This window comes from Achromobacter sp. FW305-C-30-7, from assembly GCF_058783105.1.
On the sequence record NZ_JBYSYI010000009.1, the window covers coordinates 206,702 to 224,092 of the forward strand.

Genomic DNA, 17,391 nt, shown 5'->3' on the forward strand with positions numbered 1-17,391 from the left:
GTCCGGCGCGGTGACGCCGGACGGTCGCCCGCCTGCATGGATGAGGGTGATATGGATTTCTTTATCCAAATGATCGTGTCGGGACTGAGCGTCGGCGCTGCCTATGCGCTGATCGGTCTGGGCCTGAACCTGACGTTCTGGACCACGCGCGTGCTCAATTTCGGACAGGGTTCGGTTCTGATGGCCGGCGCGATGCTGACGGCCGTCATGGTCGGCGCCGGCGTCAACGTGTTCCTGGCCGTGGGCGTGTCGTTGCTGGCAACGGCCTTCATCCTGTGGGTGGTCGAGGTCGTCGGCGTGCGGCCTACGCGGCGCGTCGCCGGCAGCATGGGATGGGTGGTATCCACGCTTGGAATAGGCATATTCCTGCAAGGAGTGGCGAGCTGGCTGTTCGGCACCCAGGCCGTGGCGTTTCCGGACGTGCTCTTCAGCAGCACGGATACGGTGGAGTTCATGGGCGCCTATATCTCCCTGCAATACATCGCCGTTTTCGTCATCAGTGTGATGATCGTCGGCCTGATGGAACTGTTCCTGCGCCATTCCATCTGGGGCTACGGCGTGCGCGCGGTCGCCCATGACCGCGACCTGGCGTCGCTGATGGGCATACCGGTCTACCGCGTGGTCGTCTTCTCCTTCCTCGTGAGCGGCGTGCTGGCGGGCATCGCCGGCATTCTGGTGTCGCAGGTATCGGGCACGGTGGATCCGAACTTCGGCCTGCATCTGTTGATCCTGGCGTTCGTTGCGGCCGTCATGGGCGGCATGGGCAGTGCGTTCGGCTCGCTGGTGGGCGGGTTGATCCTGGGCATCCTGGAAAAGCTGGTGGGCGGCTATGTCTCGCCCGCTGCGGCCGAGGTCGTGGCCTTCGTGCTCTTGATAGGCGTGTTGACGATCCGGCCGCAGGGCCTGTTTGGCAAGCGCGAAACGGTGAAGGTGTGAGGACGATGAAACAGCTAGGAAAAATCCTGTCGAACTCCTGGACGCTTGGTGCGCTGGCCGTGGCGCTGGCGGTGGGCGCCGGCCATGTCGCCACCGGCACGGTCCAGATGTGGAGCTTCGTCATCATCAATATCCTGCTCGCACAGGGCATCAATCTGCTGACCGGCATCAGCGGGCAGATTTCGCTGGGCCACGCCGGATTCTTCGCCATCGGCGCCTATGCCAGCGCCATCGCGATGAAATCCTGGGGGGTGCCGTTCCCCGTGGCGCTGGTACTGGCCACCTTTGGCGCTGCGGCGATCGGCTTGCTACTGGCGGGCCCTGCGGGCCGAGTGCGCGAGTTCTATCTGGCGATGATGTCGCTGGGCTTCGGCCTGATCGTCTATGAACTGGCGCGCGAGTTGCGCGGCGTGACGGGAGGGGTGATGGGCATGCGCGGCATTCCGTCGTCGCAGATAGGAACCTTGCAGATCTTCGGTTGGAGCATCGACACCGTTGCGTACTTCCGCATTCTGCTGGTGGTGTTGCTGGTCGTCATGCTGATGTTGCGCAACTTCGTCAAAAGCCATTTCGGCAGGGCGTTCTACGCCGTGCACGTCAGCGAAATCGCCGCCGGTTCACTGGGCATATCCCAGGCCGCCGTCAAACGTGCCGCCTATGCCGTCAGCGGCGGGCTCGCGGGCCTGGCAGGGGGTTTCTATGCGCACATGATCGGCTATCTGACGCCGGAGAGCTTCGGCCTGATGCGGTCCATCGAGATCCTGGTGATGTCCATCGTGGGCGGCCTGGGTTCGCTCGCGGGACAGGTATACGGGGCGGTGCTGTTCACCTACCTGCCGCAGAAGCTGCAGGCTTTCAATGACTATCAGTACATCGTCTATGGCTTGATTCTGGTGTTCATCTTCTCCTTGTTGCCCAAGGGCCTGGCTGGCTTGCTGCGCACGCAGACACGCTACAGCAAGTTCGACCAATTGCGCCCCGCAGCGGGCAGCGCGGCCGAGCCGCCAATGTCGCGGCGGCAGCCCGCGGCAGGCATTGGTGGAGGACAAGCGTTGGTGCGTGTCGAGGGCGTGGTCATGGAGTTTTCCGGCCTGCGCGCGCTGGCAGGAGTGTCGCTCGAGCTCAGCGCCGGCAGCATCACCGCGCTGGTCGGCCCCAATGGCTCGGGCAAGAGCACGCTGGTCAACGTCATCAGCGGCATCTATGCGCCGACTTCGGGGCGCATTCTTTACAAAGGCCAGGACATCGCCGGCTGGCCCTCCCACAGGGTGGCGCAGGCTGGCATCACCCGAACCTTCCAGGATCCGCGCAACGTGCCCAGCTTTACAGTGCGCGAGAACATCCTGATGGGGGCCCATCGCCGCTATCGGCACGGCGCCCTTGCCGCAGCTTTCAATACGCCCGGTGCGAGGCGCGAGGAGGGCGCCCTGCTGCGCCAGGTCGAAGCCTTGATGCAGGCGGCCGGGTTGGCCGGGCACGCGGACGCCATCATGAGCGAATTGCCCTACGGCATACAGCGCCTGGCCGAGGTTGCCCGCGCCCTGGCGAGCGATCCGGAGCTGTTGCTGCTGGACGAACCCGCCGCCGGCCTGTCCGAAGTGGAGTCCGAACACCTGGTCAGGCTGGTTCGCCTGGCGCGCGATCATGGCGTGGCCATCATGATCATTGATCACCACATGGATTTCCTGGCCGAACTGGTCGACGAAGTGGTGGTGTTCGAAGCCGGCGAGGAAATCTACCGGGGTGACATGGACGGCATGCGCGCCGACCGGGCCGTGATCCAGGCCTATCTTGGCGTCGAGGAGCCGGCCCATGCTTGAAGTCCGCAATCTGCAAGTAAGTTACGGCGCGATCGATGCCGTGCGTGGTGTCAGCCTGACGGCGCGTCCTGACGGCATCACGGCTCTGATAGGCGCGAACGGCGCCGGCAAATCGTCGCTGATGCGAGCGATATCAGGAGTGACGCCGATCAAGGGCGGACAGATTCTGCTGGATGGCGAGGACATATCTCGCCTGCCTCCGCACGAGCGCGCGCGGCGGGGGCTGGCGCACGCCATGGAGGGACGGCGCATCTTCCATCAACACACGGTAGAGGAAAACCTTATTACGGCTTGGCACTTTCGCAAACCCAGAGGCAATTTCAAGACAGCGCTGGAACAGGTGTACGGCAATTTTCCGGTTTTGGCGCAACGCCGGGCAGCGAAGGCGGGGACCCTGAGCGGCGGCCAGCAGCAGATGCTGATCCTGTCGATGGCCACGTTGCATGAGCCGCGCTGCGTGCTGCTGGACGAGCCGTCCCTGGGGCTGGCGCCCATCGTCGTCGCGCAGATATTCGACTTCATCAAACAGTATTGCGCGCAGGGCGGCCGTATGGTTTTGCTCAGCGAGCAGATGGCCAGCCTGGCGCTCAGAGTGGCCGATTTCGGCTACGTGCTCAAGCACGGTACGACGGTCTTCGAGGGCACACGCGAAGTGCTGACGGGCGGCGCGGGGGCGGCGCTGTCCAGCGCCTATCTGGGCGCAGGCAGAACGGAATAGGCAGACATGCAGACCGAAAACAAGGACAGGCCGCCCGTGGGCGAAAACATCGATACCGAACTGCTGGTACTGGGCGGCGGGCCGGGCGGTTATACGGCGGCCTTCCGCGCCGCCGATCTGGGGCTGGCGGTGACGCTGGTCGAGGAACGGCCGGCCCTCGGAGGCGTATGCCTGAACGTGGGTTGCATCCCTTCCAAGGCGCTGCTGCACGCAGCCCGCGCTCTGGAAGAGACGCGAGGCCTGCACGAGCTGGGCATCGAGTTTGGCGAGCCGCGCATTCGCCTCGACAAGTTGCGGCGGTGGAAGGAGGCGTTGGTCGCCAAACTGAACGGCGGACTGGCGGGGCTGGCAAAACGGCGCAAGGTTCGCGTGGTGCATGGCCTGGGGCAGTTCACTGGGTCCAACACCCTGGAGGTCGCCGGCGGCCAAACCGTGCGCTTCAAACAGGCCATCATTGCCGTGGGCTCGCATCCCGTGCGCTTGGCGGGCTTGCCGGACGATCCTCGCATCATGGATTCCAGTGATGCCCTGGCGCTTGAGAGTGTGCCCCAGCGCCTGCTCGTGGTGGGTGGCGGCATCATCGGCATGGAACTTGCCACGGTGTACGCGGCGCTTGGCACGAGGGTGACGGTGGTGGAACTGACCGACGGCCTCCTGCCGGGATGCGACCGCGATCTGGTGAAGCCCCTGGAGCAGCGGGTGGCCAGCCGATACGAGGCCATTCTGACTGGCACGCGGGTGGTCTCGGCCAGCGCGCGGGAGGACGGGGTGCACGTCGTGTTCAGCGGGCCGCATGGCGTCGGACCCCAGGTGTATGATGCCGTCTTGGTCGCGGCTGGCCGCCGGCCCAACGGGGCCCGGATCGGAGCAGACCGCGCCGGAGTCCTCGTGGACGAACGCGGTTTCATTGCGGTGGATGAACGCCAGCGCACCAATGTCCCGCATATTCTGGCCATAGGCGATGTCGTCGGTGAACCGATGCTGGCGCACAAGGCGGCCTACGAGGGCAAGGTGGCGGCCGAGATAGCGGCGGGCAAGAAGGCAGGCAACGATGCCAAGGTAATTCCGGCAGTCGCCTACACGGATCCGGAAGTGGCGTGGGTGGGCTTGACCGAGACCGCCGCGCGCCGGGACGGCGTGGCGTTCGAGTCGGCCAGCTTCCCCTGGGCGGCCAGCGGCCGCGCGCTGAGCCTGGGACGCGGAGAGGGACTGACCAAGATCCTGGTCGAGCCACGGACTCGCGCCTTGCTGGGGGTGGGCATGGTGGGGCCGCAGGCGGGCGATCTGATCTCTGAAGCGGCGCTGGCCATCGAGATGGGCGCGGAGCCCGGTGACATCGCGCTTACCATACACCCGCACCCGACCTTGTCGGAGACGCTGGCGTTTGCCGCCGAGGCCTATGAGGGGACGCTCACCGAGTTGTTCCTCTCTGGGAAAAAAAGTTAAGTATGCGGCCGGTCCACGCAATTCACCGGGAGGGTTTGATCAGTGGCAACATGGAATAATTCGGTGCCGACGCACAAGGCGATGCACCAATTGAAGCGCGAAGCGCTGCTGCGCCAGGCGATTGCCGCCTTCAATCAGAAAGGGTTCCACGCTACTTCGCTGGGAGATATCGCGACCAGCCTGGGCGTGACCAAGGCCGCGCTCTATCACTATTTCCCGAACAAGCATGCCCTGCTGTATGAGGCGTTCGCCGAGGCGTTGCGAGTGGGGTTCGAGGCCATCGAGGCGGCCGAACGCCATGGCGGCACCGGCCTGGAAAAGCTGCAGCTCGCGTTGCGCGAGTACCTGGAGGTGACGCTCAGCGAAATGAGCCGCTGCGTCATCATTACAGAAGAGCATGCGCTCGAACCGGACGACCGCGCCGAGATCGTCAAGCAGCGCGACCGCTTCGAAGCCAAGCTGCGCGCCTTCGTGCGCGAGGGCATGGAGGACGGCAGCATTATCCAGTGCGATCCGAAGCTAGCCATCTTTTCCATTTTTGGTGCCGTGAATTGGGTGCCGAAGTGGTATTCGGACGCGGGGGAATGGAACAATAAACAGCTGGCCAAAGGCATGTCCGAACTGCTGTGCCGTTCCATCGCCAGCAAGCCTCCGGAGGGGTTTGCGCCCGACATCGGCAAGATGCAGGTGGAATAGCCGCGCCGCCGAGGAAAATTTACGTTCTAATCGCGGTCTATGAAGCTAGCGCCAACACGCCGGCCGCAGCTTGCGGCCCGCCAGACCGGGGAAAACAGAATGAGAACATCCTTGCTTTTCGTGGCTGCCATCGTGACGGGCTGCGCCAGCACCAGTTCCGGCGACCTGCTGAGCGAATCGAAAGTAGCGGCCATCAAGCTCAATGTCACGACCTACGACGAGATGGTCCGGGACTACGGCCCGCCCCGCTCCCAGAGCGTCAACCGGGATGGACTGACCACGGCCACCTGGTTCTATTTCGACAACAGCGCCTACGGCGCGATGGACAACCAGCAGACCTTGACGGTGATCTTCAACAAGGACCGCACGGTCAAGGACTACGTGAACGCGTCGGCCGGGTCAGGCAAGAGCCGGTAAACCGGACAGGAACTGCTGGCCGGGCGGTCAGAGCACCAGCTTCAGCCCGATGGCGAACATGGCCGCGGCGACGCAGCCGTCCAGGACCCGCCACGCGTCGGGATTGGCGAAGATGGGCCGCAGCAGGCGCGCGCCATAGCCCAGGGCAAAGAAGAAAGCGAACGAGGCCGAAATCGCGCCCAGCGCGAAGGCGGTCTTGTGGCCGTCGTACTGGCTGGACACCGATCCCAGCAGGACCACCGTGTCCAGGTATACGTGGGGATTGAGCCAGGTCAGGGCCAGGCAGGTCGCCAGCGCGGCTGCGCGTCCCGCCGTCTGGGTGGAGGACGGCGTCAGGTTGTCATGGCGGGCGCGCAACGCCGACCTCAGGCTGCGCGCGGCATAGGCAAACAGGAACAGGGCGCCGCCATAGCGCAGGGCGGGTTCCAGCCAGGGCAGGGCGCCGACCGCCAGGCCGAAACCGGCCACGCCGGCGCTGATCAGGATGGCGTCCGACAGGGCACAGGCCAGGCAGACGGCAAAGACATGTTCCTGGCGCAGTCCTTGGCGCAGGACGAACGCGTTCTGCGCGCCGATCGCCATGATGAGGCTCAGGCCGAGCAGGAATCCGGGAATGTAGGCGGTGGTCATCGATACCCTTCAGGGAAGGGCGACAGACTAGCCTTTGCCAAAAGATTAGGAAAACTAATTATCCTAATCCTTATTCAGTTCTGCTAATTTTCGCGGCGCATTCCGCCGGTCGGAAGGGGCCGGCGATGGCGGCACGGGACCGGAGTAGTCCGATGCCGCCCGTAGCGGTGCGGTGAACTCAGCTGCCGCCCTGGTCGGCAGCGCGCAGGATGCCGTACAGCTTGTCCTTCAGGTGCAGTTTCTCCTTCTTCAGCACTTCGACCTCGTTGCCCGACGCCGGCTGGATGCCGGCCTCCATGTTCTTGATTTCCTGGTCCAAGTCATTGTGACGCTGGAACAGCGCTGAGAAATGCGCGTTTTCGGATTTCAGTTGGGTAATGAGGTGGCGGTATTCAGGGAACATAGGGGCCTCTTTAAAGAACCGGTTGATGGGCACTGCGGGAAACCGGGGAACCTGATGATCCATAAAGCTTTCGATTCCATGACACGCCAAGCCCGCGCCGTTGTCAACCGCCCGGGCGGCCGCGGCCAGCCGGCGGATTGATGCCGCGCAAGCCCGGCCGGCACTGATTCTGTCGCGGCTGATCACCTTTGCTTACATGCAGATCCGTCCCCGGCGATACACTCGCTTCCCCGTGGTCTGCCATAAATTTGAAATGAATCAGCGCGCGTCCATCCTTCGCCAGGTCTTTGATCTTTTCAAGCAGGACGGGAGAATCCACCCGGGAACGGGCATGATGAGCGGCGTGATTGCGCTGTTCCTGGCCATCCTGGCGGTGCTGGGGGTCCTGGCGTTCCACTTTCCCGCTTACCTGACCACGCCGGAGCTGCGCAGCTTCTACAACGTGGACGTGATGCGCGGCCTGCTGTTCGGGGCGCTGCTGGTGTCGGGCACGATCGCGCTGGCCAATACCGTGCTGGGCCGTCAGCGCTGGCTGAACATCGCGGCCTTCGTGCTGGTGTGCGGGGCGGTGGCCGCGGGCGGCAGCAATGTGGTGGTGACCTCGTCCAATACCGGCAACCATCCCTATCTGGGGCTGGACTGGTTCATCCTGGACCTCTTGGCTTCCAGCACCGTGTTCATCATTTTCGAGAAATTGTTCCCGCTGTACCCGGGCCAGCCGGTGTTCCGCGGCGAATGGCAGGTGGACATGAAGCACTTTCTGTTCAACCACCTGTCGGTGGGGGCAGTGCTGCTATGCATCAACTTCTTCGTGCACCGGCTGTTTTCCTGGGCGGCCTACGAGCCCCTGCAGCAGGCGATCGTGTCGCTGCCTTATCTGGCGGAGTTGTTCCTGGCCGTGCTGGTGGCGGATCTGGTGCAGTACGCGGCGCACCGCGCGTATCACGAAGTGCCGTTCCTGTGGCGCATCCACGCGGTGCACCACAGTACCCGCACGCTGGACTGGCTGGCCGGTTCGCGCCTGCACATCGTCGAATTGCTGATCACGCGGGTCGCGGTGCTGGGCGTGCTGTTCGCGCTGGGCTTTTCCAAGCCGGTGCTGGACGCCTACATCATCATCGTCGGCTTCCAGGCGGTGCTGATCCATTCCAATGTGAGGCTGCCCTGGGGCTGGCTGCGTTACATCATCGTGACGCCGGACTCTCACCACTGGCACCACTCCTCGGACACCGAGGCGATCGACCGGAACTATGCCGCGCACTTCTCGTTCATCGATTACGCGTTCGGCACGGCGGTGCGCGGCGTGAGCAAGCGCCTGCCCGAGAACTACGGCATCCTGGACAACGACATGCCGGGCACCTTCCTGGCACAGCAGGCCTACCCGTTCGCCCGCAAGAAATGAAACGGCGGCGCGCCCGATGCGCGCCGCCGCGGAAGATGCCGCCAGCCGGCTCAGCGCCTGGGCGCGGCCGGCCGGGACATTACCTGCTGCTCTTGACAGTGGAGTAGGCGGCCATCAGGTTGCGGTAGTCGGGGATGTGGTTGGAGAACAGCGTCCCCAGGCCTTCGATGTCGTTGCGCCAGTCGCGGTGCAGTTCGCACGCCACGCCGAACCAGCTCAGCAATTGCGCGCCGGCCTGTTCCATGCGGCTCCAGGCGGCGTTGCGGGTCACTTCATTGAAGGTGCCGGACGCGTCGGTCACGACGAACACGTCAAAGCCTTCCTCCAGGGCCGACAGCGCCGGGAACGCCACGCAGACTTCGGTGACCACGCCAGCGATGATCAACTGCTTCTTGCCGGTGGCCTTGACGGCCTTGACGAAGTCTTCGTTGTCCCAGGCGTTGATGTTGCCCGGACGGGCGATATAGGGCGCCTTGGGGAATTTGTCTTTCAGTTCCTGCACCAGCGGGCCGTTGGGGCCGTCTTCGAAGCTGGTGGTCAGGATGGTAGGCAGCTTGAAATATTCGGCCAGGTCGGCCAGCGCCAGGACGTTGTTCTTGAACTGGTCGGGCTGGAAGTCCCGGACCAGGGACAGCAGGCCCACCTGGTGGTCGACCAGCAGCACCGCGGCCTGGGTCTTGTCGAGTTTCACATAGGGCTTGGTCATTGCATACTCCATGAGGGAATTGCGCGCCTTGCGGCGCGCGGGGGACTTCAGGGCCGGCTCAACGCTGGGAGTCGAGCTGCTCGCCCTTCTTGATGACTTCCTGGGCCCGGTTGTAGCTTTCGATCAGCAACTGATAGGGCGGGAAGATCTTGGTATAGACCTCGGCCCACTTGGCGGCGTCTTCGCGGTTCCAGGTCTTTTGCAGCTCGGCCGCGACGGCGCCTGTGTCCATGGGCACGACGCCGGCCTGCACCACGCGCGCCAGGGTGATTTCCTGGGCCATCTTGCTGTAGGTGCCCGAGGCGTCGACCACCACGAAGACCTTGTAGCCCTCGGCCACCGCGCTGATGGCGGGAAAGGCCATGCATACGCTGGTAATGGTGCCGGCGATGATCAGGGTCTTGCGGCCGGTCGCCTTGACCGCCGCGACGAATTCAGGATTGTCCCAGGCATTGATTTCACCTTTGCGCGCGACATATTTCGCATGCGGGGCGTTCTCGTGGATTTCCGGGATCAGGGGGCCGTTGGGGCCTTGCGGCACGGAAGCGGTGGTGATGACAGGCAGCTTTGCCAGGGTGGCCATGGAGGCCAGCGCGCCGGCCAGCGAGCGCAGCTCGGTCATCGGCATGTCGGCAACCGTCTGGAACAGACCGCTCTGATGATCGATCAGCAGCATGGCGGCATCGTTGGGATCGATGACGGGCCGCTGGCCGTTGAAGTTGGCGGGGACGCTCATGGTGTGCTCCAGGTGAGGTGGGGCTAACCATGCTAGGAGCAACGCGGGCCGCTGGGTAGGCGGGGAAAATGGGTTTCTGCGTCCCACTCGTCGAACGCTGGCCCAGCCCCGGAGCTACTTCAAGGTGGGCAGCTTGTGGCGCACCTGCGTGTCGTGTTCGCGCTTGGCCACCTCCTGGTATTCGGAACTGAGGAAGTCCAGCAGTTCCCGCACACCGGGCAGCAGGCCGCGGCGCGACGGGAAGATGGCGTGCACGCTGCCGGCCTCCGGCTGCCAGGGAGCGCCCACGTCCACCAGGGTGCCTGCGTCCAGTTCGTCGCGGATCATCAGCAGGGGCAGGGCGACCACGCCCACGCCGCGCAAGGCGGCCTGTTTGAGGGCCAGCATGTCGTCCGTCACCAGGCGCGGCGTGAACGGCACGACGATGCGCGCGCCGTCCGGCCCGTCCAGCCGCCAATGGGATTCGCGCTGTTCGGTGCCCAGCGCCAGCGTCGGCAATTCGCTCAGGGCGTGGGGATCGGCGGGCAGCGCGATGCTGCGCGCCAGCGCTGGACTGGCCACCAGGCATTGGCAACTCATGCCCAGGGGCTTCATGATGAGGTCGCTGCTCTCGATGGGCCCGAAGCGCACGCGCACGGCGATGTCGAAGCCCTCGCGCAGCACGTCCACGGGCCGGCTGAAGCTCTTCAGGAACACGTGGACCTTGGGGCAGCGGACCATGAAGCGGGCCACCAGATCGCCCAGGAAGTAGTAGATCAGCGCGGGCGGGGCGCTCATGCGTATCGTGCCTTGCGGCTCGGCCCGGGTGCGGTCGATGACTTCCTGGGCTGCTTCCGCGCCCGCCAGCATCGACAGGCATTGTTCGTAATATTCCTGACCCAATTCGGTCACGGCGAAGCTGCGCGTGGAACGCTGGATGAGCCGCACGCCCAGCCGGTCTTCCAGCAGCGCGATGCGCCGGCTGAGGCGGGACTTGGGTATGCCAAGCGCCCGTCCCGCTGGCGCGAAGCCGCCGTTCTTGACGACCTGGACGAAGTAATAAAGGTCATTCAAGTCGTGCATTGCTTCCCCCAACTGTTCTGAAAATAGGACATCAGAGGGGAGCATATAACGGCTGCGGTATTGCGCGGGCGGCTTTTCTTTTACATTTGAGCCTACCCTCAGGAGCCTCCATGCCAGCTTCCGACCCCGCGGCGCTCGCGCGCGAAATCAAGGCGGCGCAGGATCATGCCGCTTACCTCGCGCCGCCCACGGCCAGGCGGCCGCGCTTCGACTTGGACGCCGCCTACGACGTGGCGGCGCGGATCCATCAGGCGCGGCTGGCGGAAGGCGCGCTGCTCGTCGGCCGCAAGATCGGGTTCACCAATGCCGCGATGTGGGCGGCGCTGGGCGTGGACTTTCCGGTATGGGGACGGGTCTACGAGCACAGCGCGATCTACGACGACACCGGCGAAGTCCATTGCCGCCTGGGCCGCTATGTCGAGCCGCGCATCGAGCCGGAGATCGTGCTGCATTTCCACAGCGCGCCGCCGCGGACGCGGGATCCGGCCGCGCTACTGGAGTGCGTGGACTGGATCGCCCATGGTTTCGAGTTGGTGCAGTCGCACTATCCGGCCTGGCAGTTCCAGGCCGCCGACACGGTGGCGGACAACGCCTTGCATGGCGCGCTGTTCATCGGGCCGCTGGTGGAGGCCGCCGAGCTCGGGCCGGGGCTGGTCCAACGGCTGGCGGACTTCCGGATAGACCTGTCCTGCAACGGCATCCACCGCGAAACCGGGACTGGCGCCAACGTGTTGGGCAGCCCGCTGGCGGCGCTGGCCCATCTGCTGGCGGTGGTGGCGGAACGGCCGGCCGACGAGGCGATCCAGGCGGGCGAACTGGTCACGACAGGCACGCTGACCAAGGCTTGGCCGGTGCATCCGGGCGAAACATGGAGCACCGCGCTGGACGGCATCGGCCTGCCGGGCTTGCGCATCGTGTTCGACGAGTGATCTTGCGCCGGCCGTTGCCGGCCGGCCCGCGAGCCTAGGCGCTGGCGCGCTGGTTGAGCGTCAGCGGAAACACTTCCTGGCGCGCGGCGGGCGCGCCGCCATTCAGGCGCTGCAATAGCAGTTCGCCGGCGCGCGCGCCGAGCTTGCGGCTGTCCACGCCTATGGTGGTCAGGCCCGGTTCGATTTCGCTGGCGAGGTCGGTATCGCCGAAGCCCAGGATGGCGACGTCGCGCGGAATGGCGAGCTGACGGTCGCGCGCCTCGAACAAGGCGCCCACCGCCAGCAGGTCATTGGCGCAGAACACGGCGTCGAAGGCCTGGCCCATGGCGAGCAGGCGGGTGAAGGCCGCGCGTCCGTCGGCGATGGTCTGCGCGTTGTCCACGGCCAGTTCGGCCACCACTTGCAGGCCTAGCTCGGTGGCGGCGGCGTTGAAGCCCTGGCGGCGCAAGTCGCCGCGGCCGCCCTGGCGGGCGACGAAGGCAACGCGCCGGTAGCCGCGCGCGGCCAGATGGCGCGCGGCCATGACCCCGCCGTCATAGTTGGAAAAGCCCACCAGCATGTCGATGGGATCGCGCGGATAGGCCCAGGTCTCCATGATGGGGATGCCCAGCTCGCGCAGCGACTGGCGGTTTTCCTCGAGTTCGATGACGCCGGTGAACAGCACCGCCGCGGGCCGCAGGGCGCGCAGCGACGCAATCATGCTGGTTTCCTTGGCGTAGGAATACGAGGTCTGTCCCACCATGAGCTGGTAGCCCTGCGGCTCCAGCACTTCGGCGCAGCCCTGCACCGCCAGCGCGAACTGCTGACTGAGGATGTTGGAGACGAAGGCCGCCACCACGCTGGACTGCCCGGAGCGCAGGGCCCGCGCATGCGGGTTGGAGGCATAGCCGGTCTGCGCCACTACCTGCAGGATGCGGTCGCGCTTTTCCTGCGCCACTTTCTCGGGCTGGCGCAAGGCCCGCGACACGGTGATGGGCGACACCCCCGCCAGCCTGGCCACCTCCTCGATGCGCGGCGGTTTGGCGGGGGCGGCGGCGCGCGCGGGCGCGGCGGCGCCCTCGGGACGCACGCGCAGCACGTCGTCATAGGTGGGGGCGGAAGGAGGCGCGGGCCGGTGGCTCATGCGATTTCTTTTGATTGTTCCGGGGTCAGGCGGCAGCCGTCAGGATATCAGCCTGGCCGACCGGACGCGCAACCTGGATCAGGCTGTCGCCGGATTCGCAGTCGGTATGCAAGCGCCGGGAAATGACGATGCCCGACTGACGGAAGCGCAGGATTTCCTCTTCCGCATCCAGCTGGTTGAGGTCATGGTAGTAGCCCGCGACATCGCCTGCGCGGACCGTGGCGCCGATGTCGACCGCCGGCTCGAACCAGCCGCGGCGGGTGGCGAAGATGTTCTGCTCGTGGCTGTCCAGTTCGAGCAGCTGCATGGCGGGCGCGCCGGGCGCGTGCGGGCCGAGCAGCGGCGCGTCGGTCACGCCCAGCTTCTGCAGCAGATTGTCGATGGCGCGCTGGGTGGCCGCCAGCGTGGCCGGGGTCAGCGTGCCGCCGCCGCCGAATTCGCCGCTGATGCCGATGGCGCCCGCGCGCGCGGCTGCCGCCATGGAGGTAGGCGCATCGCGGCCGTTGGCGGCGACGAAGGCGTGGCCCATGCCCAGCGAACCCATCAGGTCCAGCGCGCGCGCCATGCGCTCGGGCGAGTCCTGGCGCTCGATCAGGGCGGTGGGCAGGTGCGCCATCGAGGTGCCGCCGGAATGGATGTCGAACACCACGTCGTGGCGCGGGAACAGTTCATGTTCCAGGAAGTGCGCCAGGCGTTCGGTCGGCGTGCCGCCGGGCACGCCGGGGAAGGCGCGGTTCAGATTGCCGTTGTCCAGAGGCGAGCGCCGCCGCGCCGCCATGACGGCGGGCAGGTTGGCCAGCGGCAGGATCGTGACCTCGCCGCGCATGCGGGCGGGTTCCAGGCGGCGGATCAGGCGGCCCAGGGCGACCTCGCCTTCGTACTCGTCGCCGTGGTTGCCGGCCATGAGCAGCACGCGCGGGCCGCTGCCGTTGCGGATGCGGCAGATGGGAGTCTTGATCTGGTAGTAGGGCGAACGGTCGACCGAATAGGGGGTGCCCAGGAAGCTGAGCGCCTTGCCGTCGGCGTCGAAATCTATCTCGTGAAACAGGCCGGTATGCATGGGGAGATACAACGGCGCCGCGCAAGGCGGCGCGAAAAAGGGATCGGAAGGCCTAGGCAACGCGCCTTAGCGCAGCGCGGCGACCGCGGTCATCTCGACCCGCAGGTCGGGGTCGGCCAGGCGCGCTTCGACGCAGGCGCGGGCCGGCGGGTTGGCGGGGTCGATCCAGGCGTCGTAGACGCGGTTCATGGCGTCGAAGTCGCCGATGGCGGGCAGGAATACGTCCACCGCCAGCAGGCGGGATTTGTCGCTGCCGGCCTCGGCCAGCAGCGCCTCGATCTTGGCCAGCACTTCGCGGGTCTGCGATTCGAGCGAACCCTGGCGGTTGTCGGCGACCTGGCCGGCGATGAACACGAAGCCGTTGTACGAGACGGCCTGGCTCATGCGCGAGCCGGATTTGTAGCGTTTGATCATGCGAGTCCTTTTGATTCGGCCGATTACATCTGCGGCAGGGTCTGGGCTTCCTTGAACCACTTCTGCTGCAGGGCCGGCAGCTTGCCGTTCAGGCGGTTGGTGAAGAGGAAGGTGTTGATCCAGTTCAGCAGGTTCTGCTGGCCCTGCTGCACGGCGGCGTGGGCCGGCGACTGGCGGATCAGGAACTTGAGCTGGGGTGCGCGGGCGGGATTGTCTTCGGTCACCTTGAGCGCGATGGCGCTGTTCTCGGCGAACGACTCCGACTGGCCGGCCAGATAGGCGGCCACCGCCGACGGCGTGTCCTCGAAGCGCACCAGCTTGGCGCCGGGCGCGTTGTCGGTCAGCCAGATGTCCAGCGTGGAGCCCTTGGCGACCGCGATGCTGTGGCCCTTGAGTTCGTCGACGCTCTTGGCCTGCGGCATGGCGTCGCCGCCATAGACGCCCAGGTTCACCGCGGCGTAGGGCTGCGAGAACATGACCTGCTGGGCGCGCTCCGGGGTGGCGCCGGCGGCTGCGATCAGCACGTCGACCTTGCCGGCCAGCAGGCTGGGGATGCGGCTGGCGCCGGTGACCTGCACCAGCTCCAGCTTCACGCCCATGTCGGCGGCCATCAGTTTGGCCAGGTCGATGTCCAGGCCGGCGGCCTCGCCCTTGGCGTCCTTGAAACCCCAGGGCGCGGCATCCATCAGCACGCCCACGCGCAGCTTGCCCGCGCCCAGCACGTCCTGCAGTTTGTCGGCGGCCGAGGCGGGCGCGGCCAGGGAGAGACAGAGAGCCGCGGCGGCGGCCAGCTTGGCGTACAGTTTCATGCGATGACTCCAGGGGCGGTTGCTTCAGTGAGTGGAAGGCGCGGCCGTGCCGATGAACTGGCGCAGCTCGGGGGTTTGGGGGTTGGCGAAGAGTTCGGCGGGCGGGCCTTGTTCCCAGACGCGGCCCTGGTGCATGAACACCACCTTGGACGCGACATTGCGGGCGAAGGCCATTTCATGCGTCACCAGCACCATGGTCATGCCCTGGCGCGCCATGTCTTCCATGACCTTCAGCACCTCGCCCACCAGCTCCGGGTCCAGCGCCGAGGTGACTTCGTCGAACAGCATCAGTTGCGGCGCCATGGCCAGGCAGCGGGCGATCGCCACGCGCTGTTGCTGGCCGCCCGACAGCAGGGCCGGATAGGCGTCGATCTTTTCGGCCAGGCCGACGCGACGCAGCACGTCCAGCGCCAGCGCGCGGCCCTGCGACTTGGCGATCTTGCCGTTGAGCGTGGGCGCCAGCGTGATGTTGCGTTCCACGTTCAGGTGCGGGAACAGATTGAACTGCTGGAACACGATGCCCACGCGCTGGCGGAACTGGCGCAGTCCGGGCATGCCGGCATGGATCTGTTCGCCGCCGATGCGGATGTCGCCGTCGTCCACCGTTTCCAGCGCGTTCAGGCAGCGCAGCAGGGTGGACTTGCCCGAACCGGAGCGGCCGATGATGGTGACGATCTCGCCTTCGTTGACCTCGAGCGAGACGCCGTTGAGCACCGCGTTGGCGCCGAAGCGTTTGTGGATATTGGAGACTTCAACGAGCGCCATGGAAGCGGCCCTCCAGGTTACGGGCCCACATCGTCAGGGGCAGGCACGCCGCGAAGTACAGCAACGCGACGCAGGAATAGACCAGCAGGGGCTGGAAGGTGGCGGCGCTGGCGATCTGCCCGGCGCGCGCCAGTTCGACGAAGCCCACCACCGAGGCCAGCGAAGTGCCCTTGATGAGCTGCACCAGGAAGCCCACGGTGGGCGGCAAGGACAGGCGGAACGCCTGCGGCGCGATCACGTGGCGGAACTGGTGCCATTTGGACAGGCCCAGGCAGGCGGCCGCTTCCCACTGCTCGTGCTTCACGGCCTGGATGCCGCCGTACCAGATCTGGCCCAGGAAGGCCGCGGTGTAGATGATGAAGGCGACGCTGACGGCGGTCAGCGCGGGCACTTCGATGCCCAGGAACACCGGCATGCCGAAGTAGAAGAACATCAGCAGGCCCAATAGCGGCACGCCCTGGACCAGCTGCTGCAGGGCCGCGGCCAGCCAGCGCAACGGCGTCGAACGGTGGCCGCGCAACAGCGCCAGCCCCAGGCCCAGCGGCGCGCCGATGGCCAGCGCGATCAGCACCAGGGCCACGGTCCATTGCAGCGCGCTGATGAGGGACGCGAAATCGCTCAGGGTAAACGTACGCATGCTTGCAGCTCCTAGCGGCGCACGGGCCAAGTGAACGTCAGGCGGCCGGCCAGGGCCAGCAGGGCCTTGGTGATCAGTACCAGCGTGAAATAGATGCCGCAGATCACGGCATAGACCTCGAAGCTGCGGTAGGTGCGGCTTTCGATGAAGCTGCCGGCATGGAACAGGTCTTCGGCCGACACCTGCGAGGCCAGCGAAGTGCCCAGCAACAGGATGACCAGTTGCGTGCCCAGGGCCGGATAGACGTTGCGCAGGGCGGGCGCCAGCACGATGTGGCGGTACACCTGCCAGGTGCTCAGGCCGAGACAGTGGCCGGCCTCGATCTGGCTGCGCGGAATGGAGTCCAGGCCGGCCCGCAGGATCTCGATGGCATAGGCGCCGAAGTACAGGCTGAGCGCCAGCGCCGCGGCCACGAAGGGCGGCATGCGCAGGCCCAGCCCCGGCAGGACGAAGAACACCACGAACAGCTGGATCAGCGACGGCGTGTTGCGGAACACCTCGACATAGGCGCGCAGCGCCAGCTTGACCGGCTTGGGGCCGTGGCGCGTCAACACGGCGCCGGCCAGGCCGATGGCCAGTCCGGCGACCACGGCGATGATGGTCAGCTCCAGCGTCACCTGGATGCCGTCCCAGAGCTGTTCGCGGTAGCGCCAGACCTGTTGGAAGTTCAGCTGTTGCATGG

Annotated in this window: 20 protein-coding genes; 8 read left to right on the forward strand and 12 right to left on the reverse strand. The window is 65.9% G+C overall.

Annotated features, from left to right (window positions below; genetic code table 11):
• The first annotated feature begins 51 nt into the window (after positions 1-51).
• The 6 genes from AC3WOB_RS25535 (at position 52) to AC3WOB_RS25560 (ending at position 6,033) form a co-directional block, all read left to right on the forward strand.
• Entirely contained in the window at positions 52-936 is an 885-nt protein-coding gene (locus AC3WOB_RS25535; RefSeq protein ID WP_013395506.1) for a branched-chain amino acid ABC transporter permease, read from the forward strand.
• Between the two features lie 5 nt (positions 937-941).
• On the forward strand, positions 942-2,756 hold the full coding sequence (locus AC3WOB_RS25540; RefSeq protein ID WP_492276556.1) for a branched-chain amino acid ABC transporter ATP-binding protein/permease: 1,815 nt from the start codon (positions 942-944) through the stop codon (positions 2,754-2,756).
• Positions 2,749-3,474, forward strand: coding sequence for an ABC transporter ATP-binding protein (locus AC3WOB_RS25545; protein ID WP_013395504.1), 726 nt, complete (start codon positions 2,749-2,751; stop codon positions 3,472-3,474). The genes AC3WOB_RS25540 and AC3WOB_RS25545 overlap by 8 nt, the downstream gene beginning before the upstream one ends.
• Before the next feature lie 6 nt (positions 3,475-3,480).
• Complete coding sequence (gene lpdA / locus AC3WOB_RS25550; protein WP_013395503.1) at positions 3,481-4,920, forward strand: dihydrolipoyl dehydrogenase; 1,440 nt, start codon at positions 3,481-3,483, stop codon at positions 4,918-4,920.
• Positions 4,921-5,001: 81 nt separating this feature from the next.
• Positions 5,002-5,616, forward strand: a complete 615-nt coding sequence (locus tag AC3WOB_RS25555) for a TetR/AcrR family transcriptional regulator (protein ID WP_162470900.1) — start codon at positions 5,002-5,004, stop codon at positions 5,614-5,616.
• A gap of 99 nt (positions 5,617-5,715) precedes the next feature.
• Positions 5,716-6,033, forward strand: a complete 318-nt coding sequence (locus tag AC3WOB_RS25560) for a hypothetical protein (RefSeq protein WP_013395501.1) — start codon at positions 5,716-5,718, stop codon at positions 6,031-6,033.
• Positions 6,034-6,060: 27 nt separating this feature from the next.
• Here the strand turns inward: AC3WOB_RS25560 and AC3WOB_RS25565 are convergent, their stop codons facing one another.
• Positions 6,061-6,663, reverse strand: coding sequence for a LysE/ArgO family amino acid transporter (locus tag AC3WOB_RS25565; protein ID WP_013395500.1), 603 nt, complete (start codon positions 6,661-6,663; stop codon positions 6,061-6,063).
• 178 nt (positions 6,664-6,841) lie between these two features.
• Entirely contained in the window at positions 6,842-7,066 is a 225-nt protein-coding gene (locus tag AC3WOB_RS25570) for an HP1242/YdcH family protein (protein WP_013395499.1), read from the reverse strand.
• Positions 7,067-7,319: 253 nt separating this feature from the next.
• Here AC3WOB_RS25570 and AC3WOB_RS25575 point away from each other — a divergent pair, with 253 nt between their 5' ends.
• Positions 7,320-8,468 (forward strand): sterol desaturase family protein, encoded by a 1,149-nt coding sequence (locus AC3WOB_RS25575; protein WP_013395498.1) that lies wholly within the window; start codon positions 7,320-7,322, stop codon positions 8,466-8,468.
• A 79-nt stretch (positions 8,469-8,547) separates the two neighbouring features.
• On the opposite strand, the gene ycaC is transcribed toward AC3WOB_RS25575, so the two are convergent.
• The 3 genes from ycaC to AC3WOB_RS25590 form a co-directional block, all read right to left on the reverse strand.
• Complete coding sequence (ycaC, locus tag AC3WOB_RS25580; protein ID WP_492276557.1) at positions 8,548-9,174, reverse strand: isochorismate family cysteine hydrolase YcaC; 627 nt, start codon at positions 9,172-9,174, stop codon at positions 8,548-8,550.
• Between the two features lie 58 nt (positions 9,175-9,232).
• Positions 9,233-9,910: a hydrolase gene (locus AC3WOB_RS25585; protein WP_013395496.1), complete on the reverse strand. Its 678-nt coding sequence runs from the start codon at positions 9,908-9,910 to the stop codon at positions 9,233-9,235.
• Positions 9,911-10,024: 114 nt separating this feature from the next.
• A complete protein-coding gene (locus AC3WOB_RS25590) occupies positions 10,025-10,972 on the reverse strand; it encodes a LysR substrate-binding domain-containing protein (RefSeq protein WP_013395495.1) in 948 nt (315 codons plus the stop codon).
• A 110-nt stretch (positions 10,973-11,082) separates the two neighbouring features.
• On the opposite strand from AC3WOB_RS25590, the gene AC3WOB_RS25595 reads away from it, so the two are divergent.
• Positions 11,083-11,901, forward strand: a complete 819-nt coding sequence (locus tag AC3WOB_RS25595) for a 2-keto-4-pentenoate hydratase (protein ID WP_492276558.1) — start codon at positions 11,083-11,085, stop codon at positions 11,899-11,901.
• 34 nt (positions 11,902-11,935) lie between these two features.
• On the opposite strand, the gene AC3WOB_RS25600 is transcribed toward AC3WOB_RS25595, so the two are convergent.
• The 7 genes from AC3WOB_RS25600 to AC3WOB_RS25630 all read right to left on the reverse strand — a co-directional run bounded on the left by AC3WOB_RS25600 (position 11,936) and on the right by AC3WOB_RS25630 (position 17,389).
• A complete protein-coding gene (locus AC3WOB_RS25600; protein ID WP_492276559.1) occupies positions 11,936-13,024 on the reverse strand; it encodes a LacI family DNA-binding transcriptional regulator in 1,089 nt (362 codons plus the stop codon).
• 25 nt (positions 13,025-13,049) lie between these two features.
• The gene (locus AC3WOB_RS25605; RefSeq protein WP_492276560.1) at positions 13,050-14,084 is read right to left on the reverse strand and encodes a M14 family metallopeptidase; all 1,035 of its coding nucleotides are present in this window, start codon (positions 14,082-14,084) and stop codon (positions 13,050-13,052) included.
• A gap of 66 nt (positions 14,085-14,150) precedes the next feature.
• Complete coding sequence (locus tag AC3WOB_RS25610; RefSeq protein WP_013395491.1) at positions 14,151-14,498, reverse strand: RidA family protein; 348 nt, start codon at positions 14,496-14,498, stop codon at positions 14,151-14,153.
• A 23-nt stretch (positions 14,499-14,521) separates the two neighbouring features.
• On the reverse strand, positions 14,522-15,307 hold the full coding sequence (locus tag AC3WOB_RS25615; RefSeq protein WP_013395490.1) for a transporter substrate-binding domain-containing protein: 786 nt from the start codon (positions 15,305-15,307) through the stop codon (positions 14,522-14,524).
• Between the two features lie 24 nt (positions 15,308-15,331).
• Entirely contained in the window at positions 15,332-16,072 is a 741-nt protein-coding gene (locus tag AC3WOB_RS25620) for an amino acid ABC transporter ATP-binding protein (protein WP_013395489.1), read from the reverse strand.
• Positions 16,059-16,709, reverse strand: coding sequence for an amino acid ABC transporter permease (locus tag AC3WOB_RS25625; RefSeq protein WP_492276561.1), 651 nt, complete (start codon positions 16,707-16,709; stop codon positions 16,059-16,061). Before AC3WOB_RS25625 ends, AC3WOB_RS25620 begins: the two co-directional genes overlap by 14 nt.
• An 11-nt stretch (positions 16,710-16,720) precedes the next feature.
• Positions 16,721-17,389: an amino acid ABC transporter permease gene (locus tag AC3WOB_RS25630; protein ID WP_013395487.1), complete on the reverse strand. Its 669-nt coding sequence runs from the start codon at positions 17,387-17,389 to the stop codon at positions 16,721-16,723.
• Positions 17,390-17,391: the final 2 nt, after the last annotated feature.